We start from the raw sequence: 20423 nt of genomic DNA on the forward strand, positions 1-20423 counted from the left end.
GGTTTGTTCTTTGTTTGAGTTCGGCGCCGCGCCGGTCGAGCGGTGCGGCGGTACTGCGGGGCGACGCTATCCGGGCCGGGTGGCGAACGGACGGCATCGTGACGGGACGCGTGCGCGCACCGCGCGACGCGCGCATGGACGCGCGGCGATGAAGGACGGCGCCCGCATTACCGGGGCACGCCGTCGGCGCGCGCCTGTACCGCCGCGTGACGCGCGAGCACGCGCTTCGCGCGGGCGACGCCGGGCGCGTCGACCATCCGGCCGTCGACGCGCAGCGCGCCGCGCCCGTTCGCGCGTGCGTCGTCGTAGGCGGCCAGCACCGCGTGTGCGTCGCGCACCGCCGCGTCGTCGGGCCGGAACGCACGGTTGAGCGCGCCGACCTGCAGCGGGTGGATGCAGGTCGCGCCCGCATAACCGAGCTCCGCGGACGCGCGCGCGATGCGCTCGAACGCGTCGAGATCGCGCAGTTCGTCGAGGCCGCCGATGAGGCCGAGCGGCAGGATGCCGGCGGCGCGCGCGGCGATGATCAGCAACTGTTTCGGCACGCGCAGCACATCGGCGCTCGCGCCGCTTTCGCAGTTCAGCGCGAAGTCGCCGCCGCCCAGCATCATCGCGACGACGCGCGGCGACGCCTGCGCGATCCGGTCCATTGCCTGGAACGCGCGCGGCGTTTCGACGATCGCGACGATCCGCGTGCGGCCGGGCAGCGCGCCGGCTTCTTCTTCGAGCGCGGCCAGCAGTTCGTCGATCGCCTCGATGTGCGAGCCGCCGCGCACCTTCGGCAGCACGACGCCGTCCACGCCGGCCCGGACGGCCGCGCGCAGGTCGGGCACGAGCTGGTCGAGCGGGCCGTTGGCGCGTACCAGCAGGTCGCGGCCCGGCGCGCGCAGCGCCGGCACCGCGTCGGCCAGCCCGTCGCGGGCGGCTGCCTTGCATGCGGGCGGGACGCTGTCCTCGAGATCGAGGATCAGCGCATCGGCGTCGCTCGCGGCGGCCGATGCGACGAAACGGGGGACGTGCGCGGGGACGTACAGCAGCGAGCGCCAGACGGGTGGTGACGATGAATTCATCTACGGTCTCATAAAATGAAAGTCACTTTCATTTTTGTGGTGGATGACCGCATTCGTCAAGATTATCGTTAACGCCTAGTATCAAGGAACATTGCAGGATGATGACCGAACGAAGCTGTGCGGATTCATGTTGATGTCATCGACGATCTGCGTATAATGAAAGCGACTTTCATTTTTCTGGTGCCGGCCGCCGTAACGTGGCACCGACCTGACACGAACGGTCCGGCATCGCACGAGGTGGACATGAACAAGGTGGAGACAAGCAGTCCGGCAGAGGGCGGCGTGGCCGCGGTCAACCGCGCGCTGACCGCGCTGCTGGCGTTCGGCAACGCACCCGGCGGGCTGATGCTCGCGCAGGTGAGCGAGGAGACGGGGCTCAACATGAGCACGCTGTTGCGGATGTTCGAGTCGCTCGAGCAGTTCCGCTTTATCAAGCGCCTGCCGGACGGGCGCTATGTGCTGGGGCCCGCCGTGTTCCAGCTCGGGATGATGTATCGCGAGTCGTTCCAGCTGCGCGAGTACGTGATGCCGATCCTGTCGAGGCTGTCGGCGGAAACCGGCGAAACGGCCGCGTTCTACGTGCGTGAAGGCGACCAGCGCGTGTGCCTGTTCCGCATTCAGGCGCAGCGCTCGGTGCGCACGCACCTGCGCGAGGGCGACCGCTTCCCGCTCGACGTCGGCGCGGCCGGGCGTGTGCTGCTTGCGTTCAGCGGCACGCGCGGCGGCGACTACGAGAAGACGGCCGAGCAGGGCTACGCGGTGTCGATCGCCGAGCGCGATCCGGAAAGCGCGGCGATCGCGTGCCCGGCATTCGGCGTCGGCCGCGTGCTCAGCGGCGCGATCTCGCTCGGCGTGCCGCGTTACCGCTTCAACAAGAAGGTGCTGGCCGACTACCTGCCGCGCGTGCAGGCGGCCGCCGCCGAGCTGACGCATGCGCTCGGCGGCGATCTGCCCGCTGCCGGCGCGGCATTTCGCGCGGCCGACCAGCTCGGCGCGCTGCTCGAGTAGCGCCGCGCGCGGCTGAGCGCGCCTCGAAGGCCGCCTCGAAGTCCGCCTCGAAGTCCGCCTCGCACGACGCATACACCAACCAGGAGACAAGCATGTTCGTTACCGACCCGCAGGCCGCTCACGCGGCCGGCGCGCACCGTCGCGCGTCCACCGGCCCGATTCATCCGAAACCGTTCGACGCCGGCGCGCAGGGGCCGCTCGCGGGCGTGCGCGTCGTCGACCTGTCGCGCCTGATGGCCGGCAACATGCTGAGCGTGCAGCTCGCCGATTTCGGCGCGGACGTCGTGAAGGTCGAGAGCGAGCGCGGCGATACGCTGCGCGCGGTCGGGGCGGGCGGGATCAGCACGAACTGGAAGGTATACGGGCGCAACAAGCGCAGCGTGTGCGTCGACCTGCGCGCGCCCGAGGGCATCGACATCGTCCGCCGGCTGGTGCGCGACGCGGACGTGTTCGTCGAAAGCTTCAAGCCCGGCGTCGCCGAGAAGATGGGGCTCGGCCCGGACGACCTGCTCGCGATCCGTCCCGAGCTGGTGATCGCGCGGATCTCCGGCTGGGGGCAGACCGGGCCGTACCGCCACAAGCCGGGCTTCGGCACGCTCGCGGAAGGCTATGCGGGGTTCGCGGCGATCAACGGCTTCGCCGATCGCGAGCCGGTGCTGCCGCCGATGTTCCTCGGCGACATGACGGCCGGGCTGTCCGGCGCGATCGCCGTGCTGGTCGCGCTGCATGCGCGCGACGCGCACGGCGCGGCGGGGCAGGTGATCGACGTGTCGCTGTTCGAGCCGCTGCTGTCGATCCTCGGTCCGGCCGCCGCGAACTACGTGATGACCGGCAAGATCAAGGAACGCACTGGCAGCCGCTCGTCGAACACCGCGCCGCGCAACGCGTATCGGGCCCGCGACGGCAAATGGCTGTGCCTGTCGAGCTCGACGCAGGCGATGGCCGAGCGGCTGTTCCGCGCGATCGGCCGAGCGGAGCTGATCGACGATCCGCGCTACGCGACCAACGTGCAGCGCGTGCAGCACGCGGAAGCACTCGATGCGATCGTCGGCGAATTCATCGCCGCACGCGATCTCACTGACAATCTCGCGTTCTTCGAAGAAGCGGGCGTGACGGTCGGGCCGATCCAGGATATCGCGCAGATCGTTCAGGATCGCTACGTGATCGAGCGTGAGGCGCTCGTCGAGCTGCCGGACGACGACGTCGGCAGCCTGCCGATGCACAACATCACGCCGCGCCTGTCGGCCACGCCCGGCACGTTTCGCCGGCCCGCGCCCGCGCTCGGCGAGAACAATCGCGAGATCCTGCTGCCGCTGCTCGGCGAACGCGAATACGAGCGGCTCGCGGGGCTGGGCGTGATCCGCACGCGGTAGGCGCGACGTGCGACGTGCGATGCGGCCGCGAAGGACGGCCGCCGCACCCTGGACATTGCATGGAGGAGACACCATGGAACCACGCTGGACCCATCGGCCGCCCGGCTCGAACTGGGGAGATTTCGGCCCGGACGATCAGAAAGGGCGCCTGAACTGGCTGACCGCCGACGCGGTGCTGCGCGGCGTCGCGGAGGTGCGCGAAGGCCGCGTGTTTTCGCTGAGCCTGCCGCTCGACGTGCCGCGCGGCGGCGGGTTGAACGCGCGGCGCCGGCCGCCGGCGATCATGCCGGCGCTGCTCGGCGACAAGCCGTATTTCGGCTATCGGGCGGATGAACAGGTTGCGAACGCAACCGATGTCGTCTGCGACGATTCGTTCTGCATGCATTCGCAGTTCTCGACGCAGTGGGATGCGCTGTCGCACGTCGGCTCGCTGTTCGATCCGGCGGGCGACGGCGAGCGGGCCCGCGTGTTCTACAACGGCTACCGGATGGACGAGCACATCCAGGTGCCTGAAGCGGGTGCGCCGCGCGGCGGCGCGCGTGCGCTCGGCATCGAGGTGATGGCGCAGACGGGCGTGCAGGGGCGCGGCGTGCTCGTCGACCTGCGGCGCCACTTCGGCGACGAGCGGCGCAAGATCGGCTACGCGGAGTGGATGGCGGTGCTGCGCGCGGACGACGTGATCGTCGAGCGCGGCGACATCGTGTGCGTGCATACGGGCTTCGCCGATCGCCTGCTCGACGCCGACGCGCGCGGCGAATCCACCGCGCCGGACATGTGCTGCGTGCTCGACGGCAACGACCCGCGCCTGCTCGAATGGATCGACGCGTCGGGGCTCGCCGCGCTCGCGGCGGACAACCACGCGGTCGAGGAGCGGCCGCGCGATGCGCGGGCGCGCGAGCGGCCCGGCGCGCTGATGCCGCTGCACGAGCTGTGCCTGTTCAAGCTCGGCATTCACCTCGGCGAGCTATGGCACCTGACGCCGCTCGCCGACTGGCTGTACGCGCACCGGCGCAACCGCTTCCTGCTGACCGCGCCGCCGCTGCACCTGCGCGGGCTCGTCGGGTCGCCGGTCAATCCGGTCGCCACCGTATGAACGCCGGCGCCGCGCGCATGCCGCGCCGGCGCCGGGTGTGCCGCTTCGCCGCTTCGCGCAGGCCGCGCGGGCGGATCATCGAGGAATCGCCATGTCTCATTCCCATGCGGCGTCGATCGCCGCCCGCATCGACCGCCTGCCCGCGACGGCCACCATCTGGACGCTCGTGCTGTTTCTGAGCGTCGGCGGGTTTTTCGAGGTTTACGACCTGTTCCAGATGACCTATCTGCCGCCCGGGCTGATCCGCGACGGCATCTTTCACGCGGGCTCGCACGGCGTGCTCGGCATGTCGGACCAGGGCGCGCTCGGCGCGGCGACGTTCGCCGGGCTGTTCGTCGGCGAGATGTTCGTGTCGCGCCTCGCGGACCGCTTCGGGCGGCGCGCGCTGTTCACCGGCGCGTTGCTGCTCTACACGGCGGCGAGCCTGGCGATGTGCGTGCAGACGCATGCGCTCGGCATCCTCGTGTGCCGTTTCATCGCGGGCTGCGGCATCGGCGCGGAGCTGATCACGATCGGCGCGTTCCTGACCGAGCTGGTGCCGAAGGCGGTGCGCGGCCGCGCGTTCGCGTTGTGCTTCGCGGTCGGCTATCTCGCGATGCCCGTGCTGGCGCTGGTGTCGTGGTTATGGGTGCCGCACGATCCGCTCGGCATGTCCGGATGGCGCTGGGTCGTGCTGCTCGGCGGCAGCGGCGCGGTTTTCGTCTGGTGGCTGCAGTCGCGGTTGCCGGAGTCGCCGCGCTGGCTTGCCCACACGGGCCGCGAGGCCGAGGCCGAAGCCGTGCTGCAGCGGCTCGAGCGGGCCGTCGAGCGGGAATCCGGCCGGCCGCTGCCCGCAGTCCCGACGCCGGTCGCGGCGGCCACGGCCACTGCCACTGCCGCACAGCGCGCGCCGTCGATGTGGGATGCGCGGCATCGGGGCCGCACGACGATGCTGATCGCGTTCAATGCCTTCCTGAGCATCGGTTTCTTCGGCTTCAGCCAGTGGCTGCCGACGCTGCTCGCCGCGCAGGGCGCGAGCGTCACGAAGAGCCTCTGGTATGCGTTCGTGATCGCGTTCGCGTATCCGGTGTCGCCGTTCGTCGCCGGCCTGCTCGCCGACCGGGTCGAGCGCAAATGGCTGATCGTCGCGTCGGCGTTCGGCGTTGCGCTGTTCGGCACCGCGTTCGCGATGTCGGCGCAGGCGCCGTTCGTGATCGCGTTCGGCCTGCTCGTCACGCTGTCCAACACGGTGCTCGCGAGCAACGGCACCGCGTACCAGTCGGAAGTGTTTCCGACCGAGATCCGCGGGCGCGCGCTCGGCTTCGTGCATTCGATCGGCCGCCTGACGGGGATCGCGAGCAGTTTCATCGTCGCGCTGCTGCTCGAACGCGCGGGGGTGCCGGCCGTGTTCGTGCTGATCGGCGGCAGCATGCTGATCGTGATGGTGTCGATCGGCGTGTTCGGGCCGCGTACCAACAACCGGGCTCTGGACGAGATCGCGGACGGCGCCGGGAACGCGGCGGCGTTGCGCGGGCTCGCCGAAGCGCCGACCGGGCGTGTCGATGGGCGGCGAAAATTGGGCTAGCATCCTGATTCATCGCGGCAACCGGGCACCTCGCCCATCGACCATCGCCATGAAACCCGTTGCCGTCGTATTGCACGGCCCGACCAGTGCAGGGAAGAGCAGCCTGGCCAGGGCGCTCCAGCAAGGGTCGGACGTGCCGACGTTTCACGTCTCGCTCGACGCGTTCGTCGAGATGTCGCGCCGACGTGACATGCGATCGGACGAGGAGCTGAATCAGGCGCTGAGACTCCATCAGCTCAACCTGCAGTCGACGCTCGCACGGATCGCGGCCAGCCATTTCGAGATCGTGCTGGATCTCGTGCTCCGGGATCCGGCCGCGCTCGACGCATGCGTTGCCGCGCTGTCGCCGCGTCAGACCTTCGTCATCGGCGTGACGTGCCCGCTGGACATCCTCGAACAGCGCGAACGCGCGAGGCCCGATCGCGGCGAGGGCATGGCCCGCTCCCAGTTCGGGCATCCGGCTTATTCGCGGCCTTACGCGCTGCGCATCGACACGTCGACATGCACGCCGGAAGAAGGCGCGCGCCGCATCCGTGCCCACGTCGACGCGCAGCGCGAGTGATCGTCGTCGCGCTCGATCGTGACAGGCCGCGTTCTCCCTTAAACTCGCCGGCAACGAATGTCATCGGCCACGCGGATGATGTCGTTCGCACGCGACAAATCGCATTGTGCGGAGAAACGGGACATTCGCGATGAAACCGATTCCGAAGCGTTTGTGCCGATAACCGGTTTTTCATGTTTCGAACGGATTGAAAGCGAATTTCAAGCGGATTTACGCGCCGACAGGCCATGTGGAGCGGTTCCAGCGGGTAAACGCCAGGTTATGGGCCCGCCGTGTCCAGACAGGGGATTCATGGATTGAATGCGCGCCGATTCAAAATATAAATTTCGGAAAGACTTTGGCACGGGATATGCTTCGCAGTTCTTATCCGAATGGATCATGCGTCGGCTATTCGTCGGAAAAATCAGGCAGGAGCATGAACATGAACCGCCCGGATCTGACAAGCCGATTGTTTAGAGGATGAACAGTTTGTGAATTCGGCGCGGCAGTGCGAAGCTGCCCGCGGAACAGCGTCGTACACGGATTGAGTTGGGTGACTTGAAACGCAGGCCGTAACTCCTAGCGACGGCCACTACTGACAGTTCAGGATATGACATTACTGATTGGGGTCCCTCTGGAGACGGCCAACGAGGAACGGCGCGTAGCGACGGTTCCCGACGTGGTCGAAAAGCTGATCAAGCTCGGGTTCTCGGTGGCCGTGCAAAGCGGTGCAGGCACCGGCGCGAACTTCAGCGACGACGACTACCGCAAGGCCGGGGCCGAAGTCGTGGCGACGGCCGCCGATCTGTGGGGCCGCAGCGATATCGTCCTCAAGGTGCGTCCGCCGAGCAGCGAGGAAGTCGCGCTGATGCGTGACGGCAGCACGCTGGTCGGTTTCGTCTGGCCGGCGCAGAACCCCGAACTGATGCAGCAGCTGGCCGCGAAGCGGGCCACGGTGCTGGCGATCGATTCCCTGCCGCGCACGCTGTCGCGCGCGCAGAAGATGGATGCGCTCACGTCGATGGCCGGCGTGAGCGGCTACCGCGCCGTCATCGAGGCGGCCCATGCGTTCGGCCGTTACTTCAACGGGCAGATCACGGCCGCGGGCAAGGTGCCGCCGGCCAAGGTGTTCGTCGCCGGCGCGGGCGTGGCCGGCCTCGCGGCCATCGGCACGGCCGCCGGCCTCGGCGCGATCGTGCGCGCCAACGACACGCGCGCGGAAGTGGCCGACCAGGTCAAGTCGCTCGGCGGCGAATTCGTCAAGGTCGACTACGAGGAAGAAGGCTCGGGCGGCGGCGGTTATGCGAAGGTGATGAGCGAAGGCTTCCAGCAGGCGCAGCGCGCGATGTACGCGCAGCAGGCCAAGGATGCGGACATCATCATCACCACCGCGCTGATTCCGGGCAAGCCGGCACCGAAGCTCATCACGGCCGAGATGGTGCAGTCGATGAAGCCGGGTAGCGTGATCGTCGACATGGCCGGCGAGCAGGGCGGCAACTGCGAGCTGACGGTGCCGGGCGAGGCAGTGGTGCGCCATGGCGTGACGATCGTCGGCTACACGGATCTCGCGTCGCGCCTGGCGCGACAGTCGTCGACGCTGTACGCGACCAACCTGCTGCGCGTGATCGAGGAGCTGTGCAAGGCGAAGGACGGCACGATCAACGTCGACTTCAACGACGACGCAATTCGCGGCCTCACGGTCATCAAGGAGGGCAACGTGACCTGGCCGCCGCCGCCGATCCAGCAGCCGGCCGCGGCACCGAAACCCGCCACGCCGCCGGTCGCGGCAGCCGCGTCCAAGGGGCACGGGCACGGCAGCGGCGCGCCGATGTCGGCGAAGTCGCTCGCCATCACGTTCGCCGTCGGCGCACTGGTGTTCCTGCTGGTCGGCCAGTTCGCGCCGGCCACGTTCCTGTCGCACTTCACGGTGTTCGTGCTCGCCTGCTTCGTCGGCTACATGGTGATCTGGAACGTCACGCCGTCGCTGCATACGCCGCTGATGAGCGTCACCAACGCGATCTCGTCGATCATCGCGATCGGCGCGCTGGTGCAGGTCGCGCCGCCGCTGGGCGAGGCCGCGGCGGAGGGCCGTCCTTCGGGACTGATCCTCGGCCTGGCGGTGGGTGCGCTGACGCTCACGGCCGTCAACATGTTCGGCGGCTTCGCGGTGACGCGCCGCATGCTGGCGATGTTCCGCAAGTAAGGAGACGACAACAATGACTTCCAACCTGACTACCGTCTCCTATATCGGCGCGGCCATCCTTTTCATCCTGAGCCTCGGCGGGCTGGCGAACCCCGAGACCGCGCGCCGCGGCAACCTGCTCGGCATGATCGGCATGCTGATCGCCGTGCTCGCCACCGTGCTCGGCCCGCGCGTGTCGGCCGAGGGCATTCCTTATATCGTGGCTGCACTGGTCGTCGGCGGCGCCGTCGGCCTCGTCGCCGCGAAGAAGGTGCAGATGACGCAGATGCCCGAACTGGTTGCGCTGATGCACAGCCTGGTCGGTCTGGCGGCGTGCCTGGTGGGTTTCGCGAGCTACATCGATACGTCGGTTCAGTTCACGGGTGCCGAGCACGCGATCCACGAAGTGGAAATCTACGTAGGCATCCTGATCGGCGCGGTGACCTTCGCGGGCTCGGTCATCGCGTTCGGCAAGCTTTCCGGCAAGATCGGCGGCAAGCCGCTGCTGCTGCCGGCACGGCACTGGCTCAATCTCGCCGCGCTGCTGATCGTGATCTATTACGGTCGTGCGTTCCTGCATGCGGAGACGATCCAGGACGGCATGACGCCGCTCATCGTGATGACGGTGGTGTCGCTGCTGTTCGGCGTGCACATGGTGATGGCGATCGGCGGCGCGGACATGCCCGTCGTGGTGTCGATGCTCAACAGCTACTCGGGCTGGGCGGCGGCGGCCACCGGCTTCATGCTCGGCAACGACCTGCTGATCGTGATCGGCGCGCTGGTGGGCTCGTCGGGTGCGATCCTGTCTTACATCATGTGCCGCGCGATGAACCGCAACTTCATCAGCGTGATCGCGGGCGGCTTCGGCACCGGCAGCGGTGCGCCCGCGGCGGCGGGCGCCGGCGCGCAGCCGGCCGGCGAAGTGGTGGCGGTGAGCGCGCTGGAGACGGCCGAGCTGCTGCGCGATGCCAAGAGCGTGATCATCGTGCCCGGCTACGGGATGGCGGTGGCGCAGGCCCAGCACACGGTGCATGAACTCACGAAGGTGCTGCGCGAGAAGGGCGTCGACGTGCGCTTTGCAATCCATCCGGTGGCCGGCCGCATGCCGGGGCACATGAACGTGCTGCTCGCCGAGGCGAAGGTGCCTTACGACATCGTGATGGAGATGGACGAGATCAACGGCGATTTCCCGGAAGCCGACGTGTCGATGGTGATCGGCGCGAACGACATCGTGAACCCGGCCGCGCAGGAAGATCCGGCCAGCCCGATCGCCGGCATGCCGGTGCTCGAGGTGTGGAAGGCGAAGACCTCGATCGTGATGAAGCGCAGCATGGCGTCAGGTTATGCGGGCGTCGACAATCCGCTGTTCTACAAGGACAACAACCGGATGCTGTTCGGCGATGCCAAGAAGATGCTGGACGAAGTCTTCGGGGCGTTGAAGGCCTGACGATCGGGGCGCACGGGCGCACGGGCGTATGGGTGCGCGGGTCGAACGGTCAGCGGCCGTGGTATCGAACGGCGGGTTGATCGGGGCCCGGCACGCCCGCCATGCGTATCGGGAAGGTCACGGAAGTGCGAGACGGAATCGGGTGTTTCGCACTTCCGGGAAAAAAGCGCGATCGATCGTCGGTGCGCGGATCGAAGAACCACGCCAATGATGCCGTTGGAGCGGGCGGCGTCTCCATCATCGGCATGACGATTGCCAGCACGTGGCCGGCCTCCGGAATGGTGCTGGTCGACCGCAGTCCCGTGTGAAGGTGCTATCGCGCGTAACCGCATGAATCAGGCACCAGATCCTTGCCAGCCGCCGATACCGCAGCTTGCCGCGAACGCTACCGGCGCCTCTCCTCGTCGTTCCTCATGTCACGCAGCCGCTCCGGTTTTTTCACACGACCGCGCGTGACGATGTCGCCTACCCAGCCGCTCCCAGTTCCGCGAAACTGGTGATCCTCGCGTCGCATGCGCGCGCCAGCGCCAGGTCGTGACTCGAGAAAAAGACGGCACGGTCCGCAGCCAACGTCCTGAACAGGTCGACGAGCACCGCACGCGACGCGGCGTCGAGCCCGTTGCCCGGTTCGTCGGCGATCACGACGGTGGGCGCGCCGAGTGTCGTCGCCGTCAGGAACAGTTTCTTGCGCGTGCCGAGCGACATCTGCTCGAAGCGCTTGTCCATATGCGGGGCGAGCCCGAATCGATCGGCCAGCTCGAGCGTGCGGGTGTCGACGACGGTTTTCTTGGCGGCCGCCACGAGATCGAGAAACGCGCGACCGGTCTGGAACGGATACGTCAGGCAATCGTCGGGTACGTACGCCAGCGCGGATTTCGCCGCGAGCGGCGCGGTGCGCAGCGAATGGCCGCCGAGCCAGACCTCGCCTTCGTCCGCGTCGATCGTGCCGGCGAGAATGGCGAGCAACGTCGACTTGCCGCTGCCGTTTTCGTCGCACAGCGCCACGCACCCGGCGCCGGATGCGAAGTTGAGCCCTTGGAAGATGACGCGCTTGTCGAAGCGCTTGCCGAGATTGTCGAAGCGGAGCATGGATCGGGTAATCAAACGAAAACTTGCCAGGCCAGCGTGACCCAGACCACGGTCAGCGCGATGCCCAGCAACACGGATTGTCGGGACGCGTAGCGTTGCGGCAGATAGTGTAATGCGACGAGCGGTGCGCCCGAACACACGAGCGCCGCCGCCATCCACGATGACAGCACGCCGTGCGTCACCAGCAACAGCGGCGCGACGGCGGCGAACGGCAGCGCCAGCGCGGCAACGGTCAGCCAGTCGGCCCGGCGCTTCGCAAAGGTCGACAGCGGCAACGATTGCATGAAGTGCGACGCATGCAGGTGCGCCGCTCGCAAATCGCGATAGGTCGTCGCCGCGATCAGCATGGTGACGGCCTGCGCGATCAGCGTCAGCGGAACGGCGCGCTGGTCGAACCCCCATAGCGCAAGCAGCAAGCATGTCGAAGCGGTGACCGCACCCATCGTCAGGCAGTGCCCGGCGGTGCTCGCGGCGCGGTCCCGCAGGATGCCGATCTGCAGCCTCGCGATGGGCGGCAGCCCGCTCCGGACACGGACGCGGATCGCATCCGCGATACGACGCGAGAACGCCCCCGGCATTTCCGAACGGGCGGCCCGCGCAGGGGCCGTATGCACAATCGTGAAAGCGGCGAGCAACAATGCCACGGTCAGCCACGCGGGACGTAACGCCCCCTCGGCGTGAAAGCCGCCGATCAGGAAGACGTTGGCAACGATCAACGCGATTGCATTGCGCAGGTTGCGCGACAGCGCGGTCAATTGCCATCCGAGCGTGATCAGGAACAGGTCGAGAACGAACAGGTAGTTGATCGCCTTTTGCGGCAGGAAGGCGAGCGCGATGGTGGCGGCAAGCACGGGCAGCAGCAGCGGCGTACTCGCGACGATCACGACGATCGTGTCGATGGCGCGACGGCGGCCGTTGGAGACGGGCAAGGACGCGAGGAAGGTGGCGAACGGCCCCCCAGTGATCGCACGACGCTGCGCCAGCACCCACAGGATGCCCACGGCTTCGAGCAGGTGCACCCACGCGAACCGCCATTCGATGGCATGCGACGGTGCCAGTGCCGCGAGTACCGGCGCACCCAGAATTCGCGTCTGCGAAAACACCGGCATCGCCGGCAGCAACAGCATGGCCAGCAGGAGCAGCGCCTGCCAATGCCTGCGCAGCAGGTTTGACGTCGCGAGTGCGTACCACCTCAGTCGGCAAGACAACATCGCTTCCAGCTCCCTTTCACCGAGCAAATGAACCCGGCATCCTGCCACGGTGGTCGTCGCGGCACAACTACCTGTGCCTTTGGCGGCCGGGGCGGCACGCGCGAGATCGCCGTGCCGCATGACACACCGACGCCGCGAATCGCCGTGTCGGCCGCGCAAACGGAGGAGGCACGGTGGCACGAGGCCTCCGTCGGCGTGGCATCGGGATTCACGCGCACGACGCCGCCGCGGACCGTTCGGCAGATGCCGGACAGGTGCGCGGCAAGTCGAGACACGCGCGTCATACGGCTCGGGTATGCTGGACGAATGCCGGGCGGATGAGCAGGCAGGACCGCAACACGGCACGCCACACCACACGCGATCGCATCGCAACCACCGGCCGCACCGGGCCGATTTCAACTCAGGAACAGGGATTCGACATGGCGGAACTGGACAACGAGCTGTATGAGCGGATCGGCGCGCTGAGCGACGCGGGCGATGCGTTGATGGAAGACGGCGACTATGAAGGCGCGCTGGAGAAATTCCGGGCGGGATTCGACCTGCTTCCCGAGCCGAAAACGAACTGGGAGGCCGGCACGTGGTTGATGGCCGCGATCGGCGACGCTAATTTCCTTCAAGAGGACTACGCGGCCGGGTGCGAGAATCTCAGCCAGGCGATGCACTTCCCCAACGCGATCGGCAACCCGTTCCTGCACCTGCGGCTCGGCCAGTGCCAGTTCGAACTGGGCAATCTCGACCGCGCGGCCGACGAACTGATGCGCGCATACATGGCGGGCGGGCCGGAGCTGTTCGAGGACGAGGATGCCAGGTACTTGCGATTCCTTGCCACGCGTGCGGAAGGCATCGAGACGCCCTGACGCGCGCCGTGCGTGCCGGCTGGCGGCCGGCATCGCGAGCAGGCTTTGGCGGCCGCGCCGCGTCGCGATGCGATGCGATGCCGGGCGTTTTCTCCACGTGCGCACGACTTGCCCATGAACCTGACCTTTCCCCTCGCCACCCGGTCCGATGCCGAAACGCTGGTCGCGATTCGCATCGCCGCGATGCGCGACAGCCTCGAGCGTATCGGCCGCTTCGATCCGCAGCGTGCGCGCGCGCGTTTTCTCGCGTCGTTCGACCCGGCGCTATGCCGCTTCATCGAAGCCGATGGCGTGAACGCGGGTTTTTTCGTGGTTCGGCCGCAGGAAGACCACTGGTTGCTCGACCATCTGTACATCGTGCCCGCGCACCAGGGAAAGGGCATCGGCGCGGCCGTGCTGCAGCGGATCTTTGCCGAGGCGGACGCGCAGCGCGTGCCCGTGCGTGTCGGCGCGCTGCGCGGCAGCGATTCGAACCGGTTCTATGCGCGGCACGGCTTCATGCAGGCCGACGAAGCGGAGTGGGACATCTACTACGTGCGCGAACCGGGTTCGGCGACGGCGTAGATCGCACATGCCCGCGCGTCGTGACGACGCATGCGGGCTGTGATCCGGGTGAACGCATCAGCGTTTTCCCGGATATCGAATGCGCGGCGCATGCCGATGATGCAGAGAGAATATAACTACATGATCCGAGGCCAATCATGACGACATCTGCAACAAACGGACCGAATGCGGTATCGACTGAAACGACCGGGGCGGCAGCGACATCCGACGACGCGAATGGCGTGCCGTCGATCCTGCTGGTCGACGACGAGCCGAGCGTGCTGTCGGCGCTCCGGCGCGTGTTCCGGCCCGCCGGCTACGAGATCCTGACCGCGGAAAGCGGCGAAGCCGCCCTCGAGGTGCTGGCGTCGACCGAAGTCGACCTGATCGTGTCCGACATGCGGATGCCCGGCATGAGCGGCGCGGAGTTCCTGGCCCGTGCCCGGGCGCTCTACCCGGACACGATGCGCATCCTGCTGACAGGTTATGCGGAGATCGCGTCGGTCATGCAGGCCGTCAACGAAGGCGGCGTCTATCGTTACCTGAACAAGCCGTGGGACGATCACGACCTGCTGCTGACCATCGAACAGGCGCTGGAGCAGCGCCGTTTGCGGCACGAGGCGGCGCGGCTCGCCGCGCTGACGGAAGCGCAGAACGAAGCGCTGCGCCGCTTCAACACGGAACTCGAAACGCAGGTTCGCGCGCGCACCGAGGAACTCGGCCAGACCGTGATGTTCCTCGAAGCCGCGCAGCGCGACCTGAAAAGCAGCTTCACCGCGATGGTCCAGGTGTGCGCGAGCATGATCGAGATGCGCTGCGGGTCGGCCAGCGGTCACGCGATGCGGGTCGGCGAGATTGCGCGACGGCTCGCGCTGGCCTCCGGGATGAGCGAGCTGCATGCGCAGGACGTCTACTTCGCGGGGCTGCTGCATGGCATCGGCAAGCTGTCGCTGCCGGACGAATTGCTGCACAAGCCGCTCACGCGGATGACGGCGGAAGAGCACGGCCTGTTCCAGCAGCATCCGCTGCGCGCGCAGATGGTGCTGACGCCGGTCGCGCAATTGCACAAGGTCGCGTCGATCGTGCTGCACCAGTACGAGCGCTTCAACGGGCGCGGCACGCCGGACGGGCTGGCCGGCGACTCGATCCCGCCCGGCTCGCGGATCGTCGCGATCGCGCGCGATTTCGAGGGGCTGCGCAATGGCGACATCGGTGCGCCGCATTCGGTCGAGCAGGCGCTCGACGCAATGCGTTCGCAGGCCGGCGTGCGTTACGACCCGCGCATCGTCGAAAACCTGGTCGAACTGATGCGGGACCCGGCGAGCCTCGGCATCGCGGCGTCCGTCGCGGAGATCAAGTCCGCGCAGCTGCGCGAGGGGATGCAGCTCGCCGACGATCTGCGCACGCATCGCGGCGTGCTGCTGATGACCAAGGGCAGCGTGATGTCCGCACACCAGATCGAGCTCGTGCGCCGCTTCGAGACGCGCGAAGGGACGGCGTTCGACATCCTCGTGCTGGCCGGCCAGGCGGCGAAGCCGGCGCAGGGCGTGCCGAATGCGGGCGCGGCGCCCGCCTGAGCCCGGACGCGCGGCCTGACGGCCGCGGTGCGCATGCGCGCCGCGGCAACGCACTCACCTCGATTCGGGCGCTCGATCATGCACGGCACCTACAATCTTCCGCTCGTCCTGCTGTCGGTCGCGATCGCGACGCTGGCCTCCTATACGACACTCGATCTCGCCGCCTTCATTTCGCTGCTCGACAACCCGAAGCTCAGGCGCATGTGGCTGGGCGGCGGCGCGGCGGCGATGGGGACGGGCATCTGGTCGATGCATTTCGTCGGCATGCTCGCGTTTTCACTGCCGATTCCGCTCGGCTACGCGTTGCCGGATACGGGCGCGTCGCTGGCGATCGCCGTGCTCGTGTCGTACTTCGCGCTGTATGTCGTCACGCGCGCGCGGCTGGGCTGGCGGCGGCTGCTCGCGGGCGGCGTGCTGATGGGCGGCGGAATCGCCGGCATGCATTACGCGGGGATGGCCGCGATGCGCATGATGCCCGGGATTCGCTACGATGTCGTGCTGTTCGCCGCGTCGATCGGCATCGCGGTGATCGCGTCGACCGCCGCGTTGTGGATCGCGCAGGCGCTGCGCGCGCGGCAGGCGAGCCATGCGACCGCCCGGCGCGTCGGCGCGGCCGTCGTCATGGGCGTCGCGATCACCGGCATGCATTACACGGCGATGGCGGCCGCGCATTTCGCGCCGGACGCGCGATGCGGGGCCGCGAACGGAGTCGACACGCCGTGGCTCGCGACGACCGTCGCGCTGTTTACGACGGGAACCCTGGTCGTCACGCTGTTGCTCAGTCGATTCGATGCGCGCACAACCTTCCTGCGCGGGATGACCGATACGCTCGAGCGGCTCGTGCGCTTGCGCACCGCCGAACTGGAGCGCGCGCTGCACCGCTACGAACAGACGACGGCGATGCTGCAGCGTACCCGCGAGAACATGGCGACCGAGATCGACGAACGCAAGGCCGCGCAGGCACGGCTCGAACAGGAGAAGGAGGAGCAGCGGCGCCTGTTGCATGCGCTCGAGGAAACCCACGTGCAGCTGCTGCAGTCGGAAAAGCTCGCGTCGATCGGTCAGCTCGCGGCCGGTGTCGCGCACGAGATCAACAATCCGATCGGGTTCGTCAGCGCGAACCTCAATACGTTGAAGACGTGGGTGCGCAGCCTGCTCGACGTGATCGCCGCGCATGAAGCCGCGCTGCCGCAGCTCGACCCGGCCGCGCGCGATGCGCTGACGGCACTGGGCCGCGCGGCGGACCTCGACTACGTGCGCGGCGAGATCGCGACGCTGATCGACGAGTCGATCGACGGCGCGCTGCGCGTGCGGCGCATCGTGCAGGACCTGCGCGATTTCTCGCGTCCGGCCAGCGACGAGTGGAGCGTGGTCGATCTTCGCGCAGGCCTGGAAAGCACGCTCAACGTCGTCCACAACGAACTCAAGTACAAGGCCGAGATCGTGCGCGACTACGGCGACGTGCCGCTGGTCGAATGCCTGCCGTCGCAGTTGAACCAGGTCTTCATGAACCTGCTGGTGAACGCGGCGCAAGCGATTCCCGAGCGCGGCGTGATCACGATCCGCACGTCGAGCGACGGCGAGCAGGTGTCGATCGCGATCAGCGACACCGGCACGGGCATGACGCCCGACGTCGTCCGGCGGATCTTCGATCCGTTCTTCACGACGAAGCCGGTCGGGCAGGGGACGGGGCTCGGCTTGTCGGTGTCGCACGGGATCGTCGAGCGCCATCGCGGCACCATCGACGTGACGAGCGAGCCGGGGCGCGGCACGACGTTCTGCGTTCGGCTGCCGATCCGGCGGGCCGGTGGAAGCGTGAACCAACGCACGAACGAGAACGCGGCCGTGGCGGAGGTTAGCGCCGGTCCAGCAGCGTATCGCTCAGGACACTGAACGCCGCGGCCGGCAGCTCGTGCAGATGCTCCACCACGCTGCTGACCGGATAGAACGCTTCGACCGAATCGTCGAGGATCCCGACGCCGATCAGTTCGACGCGCCGCTCGCGCAGCGCGTCGACGCGTGCGCGCAGGTCGGTGCGCAGGATCGCCGGGTTGCCGTCGCCGGTGGCCGGATAACCGTCGGACAGCACCATCAGGATCCGCCGCCGCGCACGCTGCGCCAGCAGCCGTTCGGCGGCCCAGCTCAAGGCCTCGCCGTCGGGATTCTCGTGGCCGCATTCGATGCACGCGAGGCCGCTCGGGTTGTCGGAATCGAACCGCTTGTAGACGCGCAGGTCGAGCCGTTCGACGAAGCGGTTGTAGCCGAACGTGTCGCGGCCGGCGTCGATCCAGCGCTGGTAATGCGCGCGCATCGCGGCGTCTTCGACGGAGCTGTAGCCGAGCGCTTCGCACGCGAAGCCGAGCTGCATCAGCGCATCGCACAGCGCCGCCGCGCACAGGCGGGCGAGCTCGATCTTCCTGCCGGCCATCGACCCGCTGCAATCGATCAGCAGGCCGACGGCCGCGTCGCGCCCGGGCGCGGCACGCCGGACACGAAACGGCGTGCGGTAGCCGGGTGACGTGACGAGGCGGGCGAGCGCCATCCGGTCGAGTTCGCCGCGTTCCTGTTCGCGCTTCCAGCGCGTCTGCTCGTCCACTTTCAACGCGCGTTCGAGTCGCAGCTTGAGCGGCTCGGTCTGCGCGCGGGCCGCGCTTCGCAGGCGGTGCCAGCGCGCCGCGTCGCCCTTGCCGGTGAAGTCCGTCACCGTGTCGAATGCGGTGGTCAGCGGGACCGACAACAGCGGCCGATGGTCCGCGGACAGGCGGATCGTGCCGGGTGTCGCATCGCCCGGCGTCGGTGATGCCGTTGACGATTCCGTGTCGGCGATCGCGGCGGCGCCCGACTCGGCCGAAACCGGCGCACGCGCATCGTCCGGCGCACCCGTTCCGGCCGAGTCGAATTCGGCGGCGATGCTGTCGCTGTCGATCGTGCCGCCCGGATCGGCCGTGAACATCATGTTGTTCGCACCGGCCGACGCCAGCGCGCGGACGCGCTCGACGATCCGGTGCGCGGCGCGGATGCTGTCGGCCGTCGAAGCCGCGGCGCGTGCTTCGTCGACGAGATCGTCCGACGCGGCGAGCGTCGCGTCGAGCGACGGGATGCGCTCGACCGCGGATGGCGGTTCGTCCCACAGCGCACGTTCGATGCGCGATACGAGCCTGTCGCGCCACGCCATTTGCGGCCATTTTCGAAGCGTGTCGGCGGCCGACGCCACCCGCATCCGCAGCAGGAACGTCTTCGCGCCGGGATAGTGTGCAACGAGGCAAGCGGCCGCGCGCCGGTCGTCGATCGCCTGCGCAATCGCGCGCACCGCGGGCGAAGCCAGCGCGGCAACGTCATCGATCGCGCCGAAGCGGACCCGCGCCGCATGGAGATCGACGAGGCCGACGATCGTGTCGTCGTCGACGCCGCCCGCGAGCAGCGTGTCGGGCAGCACCAGCAGGTCGCGCTGCGCGAGCGGGCCGTGGCGCGCGAACCGTACCTCGATGCCGTGTCGTTGCGCGAGCGTGCGGGCCAGCCGGGTCAGGTGGAGCGAGCGCGCATCGTCGTCGCGGTCCATCGCGTCAGGCCCCGACGTCGATGTAGTGGCGAATGATGCTGCGGATCAGGTCGGCGTCTTCCGCGCCGACCTTCGCGTAGATCGTCGGGCCGGCAGCCGCTTCGGGATCGCCGGTGCGCAGCATCAGGTCGGCCCAGTCGATCAGGCGCCGCGTCGAGAACGCGCTGGCCAGATCCTCGCGGACGAACGCGGCGCGGCAGTCCGCCGCGATCGCCGCGAGCGTGCCGGCCATCGCCTCGGTCATGGCCGCGCCGAACGTGCGCTGCAGCACGCGCGCCTCGTCGGACGGCGGCAGGTAGTCGAGGCGGTACACGCGCCAGCGATCGAGAAACGCCTCGTTCATCACGTTGGCGCCCTGGTAAAGATGGCGGAACTGCCCCATCGCGCCCGCCGCATTGGCGGTCGCGAACAGCCGGAACGACGGATGCGGGACGACGATCTCGTTGCCTTTCTCCTTGAGCAACAGGCGTCCGGCCGGTTCGAGCACGGCGGTGAGCACCGCGAGGATGGCCGGTTCCGCGAAGTCGATCTCGTCGACGATGAGCCACAGCCCTTCGCGCATCGCGGTCGGCAGCACGCCGTCGACCCAGCGGGTCTCGCCGCCCTTGACGGTCCAGAACCCGACGAAGTCGCCGACCGTCGTCTGCCCGTTCATGTTCGAGCGCAGCACGCCGTGGCCGGCCAGCGCGGCGGCCTGCTCGATCAGGCTCGTCTTGCCGGTGCCGGTGTGGCCGATCAACAGGATGCGCCGGTTCTCGACGATGTCTTCCAGCACGTCCGTCGCGCGCGCGGTGAACAGGTAGGCGGGGTTCCGTGGCGGCACGAGCGGCCCGCCCGGGCCGCGCGGCATCGGCACGCCGCCCACCTGCACGACGTGCGCCGCATCGCCGGTGGCCGCCGGCCGCGATGCGTGCGCGTGCCGGAGGTCCTGCATGAACCGGTCGCGATGCGCGGGGGCCGCATGGTCGCCCGTTTCGCGCCGGACGAAACCTTCCTGGATCCACTTGTGCAGCTTCGCATCGAGGTTGTCCGCGTCGACGACCGTATCGACCGACGTGCTGCCGTCGGGACGATGATGCTGGATGCGGTACATGTGCGCGCGTTCGGAGCGGCTGACGGTCCATTGGCCGGCGGACGGGTCCGCCAGTTGCCGATAGACGCCGAGTACCGACGCGGCGGAGGGAGTGGGGTCAGCGGGTGCGTTCATGGTGGCGAGCGAGAGTGGGCGGCCGGCGCTTCGTGCCTTCGATGCGTCACGACGATTGTATATTTTGCCGCGAAGGGTGACATTCGCGCGGGAATCGTTTCG

General features: G+C 68.2%; 17 protein-coding genes. 11 read left to right on the forward strand and 6 right to left on the reverse strand.

Annotated features, from left to right (window positions below; all coding sequences use genetic code 11):
- Window positions 1-167: 167 nt before the first annotated feature.
- Entirely contained in the window at window positions 168-1070 is a 903-nt protein-coding gene (locus FOZ70_RS01465) for a CoA ester lyase (protein ID WP_059710591.1), read from the reverse strand.
- A gap of 243 nt (window positions 1071-1313) precedes the next feature.
- Here FOZ70_RS01465 and FOZ70_RS01470 point away from each other — a divergent pair, with 243 nt between their 5' ends.
- The 7 genes from FOZ70_RS01470 (at window position 1314) to pntB (ending at window position 10278) form a co-directional block, all read left to right on the forward strand.
- On the forward strand, window positions 1314-2078 hold the full coding sequence (locus FOZ70_RS01470) for an IclR family transcriptional regulator (RefSeq protein WP_048027293.1): 765 nt from the start codon (window positions 1314-1316) through the stop codon (window positions 2076-2078).
- 92 nt (window positions 2079-2170) lie between these two features.
- Window positions 2171-3451, forward strand: a complete 1281-nt coding sequence (locus FOZ70_RS01475; RefSeq protein WP_111997081.1) for a CoA transferase — start codon at window positions 2171-2173, stop codon at window positions 3449-3451.
- Between the two features lie 73 nt (window positions 3452-3524).
- A complete protein-coding gene (locus FOZ70_RS01480; RefSeq protein ID WP_219704804.1) occupies window positions 3525-4544 on the forward strand; it encodes a cyclase family protein in 1020 nt (339 codons plus the stop codon).
- Between the two features lie 91 nt (window positions 4545-4635).
- Window positions 4636-6108: an MFS transporter gene (locus FOZ70_RS01485; RefSeq protein ID WP_219704805.1), complete on the forward strand. Its 1473-nt coding sequence runs from the start codon at window positions 4636-4638 to the stop codon at window positions 6106-6108.
- Window positions 6086-6670: an AAA family ATPase gene (locus FOZ70_RS01490; protein ID WP_081071767.1), complete on the forward strand. Its 585-nt coding sequence runs from the start codon at window positions 6086-6088 to the stop codon at window positions 6668-6670. The genes FOZ70_RS01485 and FOZ70_RS01490 overlap by 23 nt, the downstream gene beginning before the upstream one ends.
- A 589-nt stretch (window positions 6671-7259) precedes the next feature.
- Window positions 7260-8852 carry a Re/Si-specific NAD(P)(+) transhydrogenase subunit alpha gene (locus FOZ70_RS01495; RefSeq protein WP_059621310.1) on the forward strand — a complete coding sequence of 531 codons (1593 nt, stop codon included), beginning with the start codon at window positions 7260-7262 and terminating at the stop codon, window positions 8850-8852.
- 13 nt (window positions 8853-8865) lie between these two features.
- Window positions 8866-10278 carry a Re/Si-specific NAD(P)(+) transhydrogenase subunit beta gene (pntB, locus tag FOZ70_RS01500; RefSeq protein WP_027792749.1) on the forward strand — a complete coding sequence of 471 codons (1413 nt, stop codon included), beginning with the start codon at window positions 8866-8868 and terminating at the stop codon, window positions 10276-10278.
- A gap of 49 nt (window positions 10279-10327) precedes the next feature.
- Here pntB and FOZ70_RS01505 read toward each other — a convergent pair whose 3' ends face one another.
- From FOZ70_RS01505 to FOZ70_RS01515, 3 genes are all read right to left on the reverse strand, one after another.
- A complete protein-coding gene (locus FOZ70_RS01505) occupies window positions 10328-10540 on the reverse strand; it encodes a hypothetical protein (protein ID WP_219704806.1) in 213 nt (70 codons plus the stop codon).
- A gap of 203 nt (window positions 10541-10743) precedes the next feature.
- Window positions 10744-11367: an ABC transporter ATP-binding protein gene (locus FOZ70_RS01510; protein ID WP_048027285.1), complete on the reverse strand. Its 624-nt coding sequence runs from the start codon at window positions 11365-11367 to the stop codon at window positions 10744-10746.
- 11 nt (window positions 11368-11378) lie between these two features.
- Complete coding sequence (locus tag FOZ70_RS01515) at window positions 11379-12698, reverse strand: DUF6136 family protein (protein ID WP_219704807.1); 1320 nt, start codon at window positions 12696-12698, stop codon at window positions 11379-11381.
- 197 nt (window positions 12699-12895) lie between these two features.
- On the opposite strand from FOZ70_RS01515, the gene FOZ70_RS01520 reads away from it, so the two are divergent.
- The 4 genes from FOZ70_RS01520 to FOZ70_RS01535 all read left to right on the forward strand — a co-directional run bounded on the left by FOZ70_RS01520 (window position 12896) and on the right by FOZ70_RS01535 (window position 17448).
- Complete coding sequence (locus tag FOZ70_RS01520; protein WP_224052551.1) at window positions 12896-13435, forward strand: hypothetical protein; 540 nt, start codon at window positions 12896-12898, stop codon at window positions 13433-13435.
- Between the two features lie 114 nt (window positions 13436-13549).
- Complete coding sequence (locus tag FOZ70_RS01525; protein ID WP_219704808.1) at window positions 13550-13999, forward strand: GNAT family N-acetyltransferase; 450 nt, start codon at window positions 13550-13552, stop codon at window positions 13997-13999.
- Window positions 14000-14136: 137 nt separating this feature from the next.
- Complete coding sequence (locus FOZ70_RS01530) at window positions 14137-15555, forward strand: HD domain-containing phosphohydrolase (RefSeq protein ID WP_219704809.1); 1419 nt, start codon at window positions 14137-14139, stop codon at window positions 15553-15555.
- 78 nt (window positions 15556-15633) lie between these two features.
- Window positions 15634-17448 (forward strand): histidine kinase, encoded by a 1815-nt coding sequence (locus FOZ70_RS01535; protein WP_219704810.1) that lies wholly within the window; start codon window positions 15634-15636, stop codon window positions 17446-17448.
- Here the strand turns inward: FOZ70_RS01535 and FOZ70_RS01540 are convergent.
- Together FOZ70_RS01540 and FOZ70_RS01545 are read right to left on the reverse strand one after the other, a co-directional pair.
- Entirely contained in the window at window positions 17411-19114 is a 1704-nt protein-coding gene (locus tag FOZ70_RS01540; RefSeq protein WP_219704811.1) for a cobalamin biosynthesis protein CobT, read from the reverse strand. The two genes, FOZ70_RS01535 and FOZ70_RS01540, sit on opposite strands and share 38 nt — an antisense overlap.
- A 4-nt stretch (window positions 19115-19118) precedes the next feature.
- Window positions 19119-20321, reverse strand: a complete 1203-nt coding sequence (locus FOZ70_RS01545; protein WP_048027279.1) for an AAA family ATPase — start codon at window positions 20319-20321, stop codon at window positions 19119-19121.
- Window positions 20322-20423: the final 102 nt, after the last annotated feature.

It is taken from the genome of Burkholderia sp. COPS (assembly GCF_019425585.1).
Lineage (GTDB): Bacteria > Pseudomonadota > Gammaproteobacteria > Burkholderiales > Burkholderiaceae > Burkholderia > Burkholderia cepacia.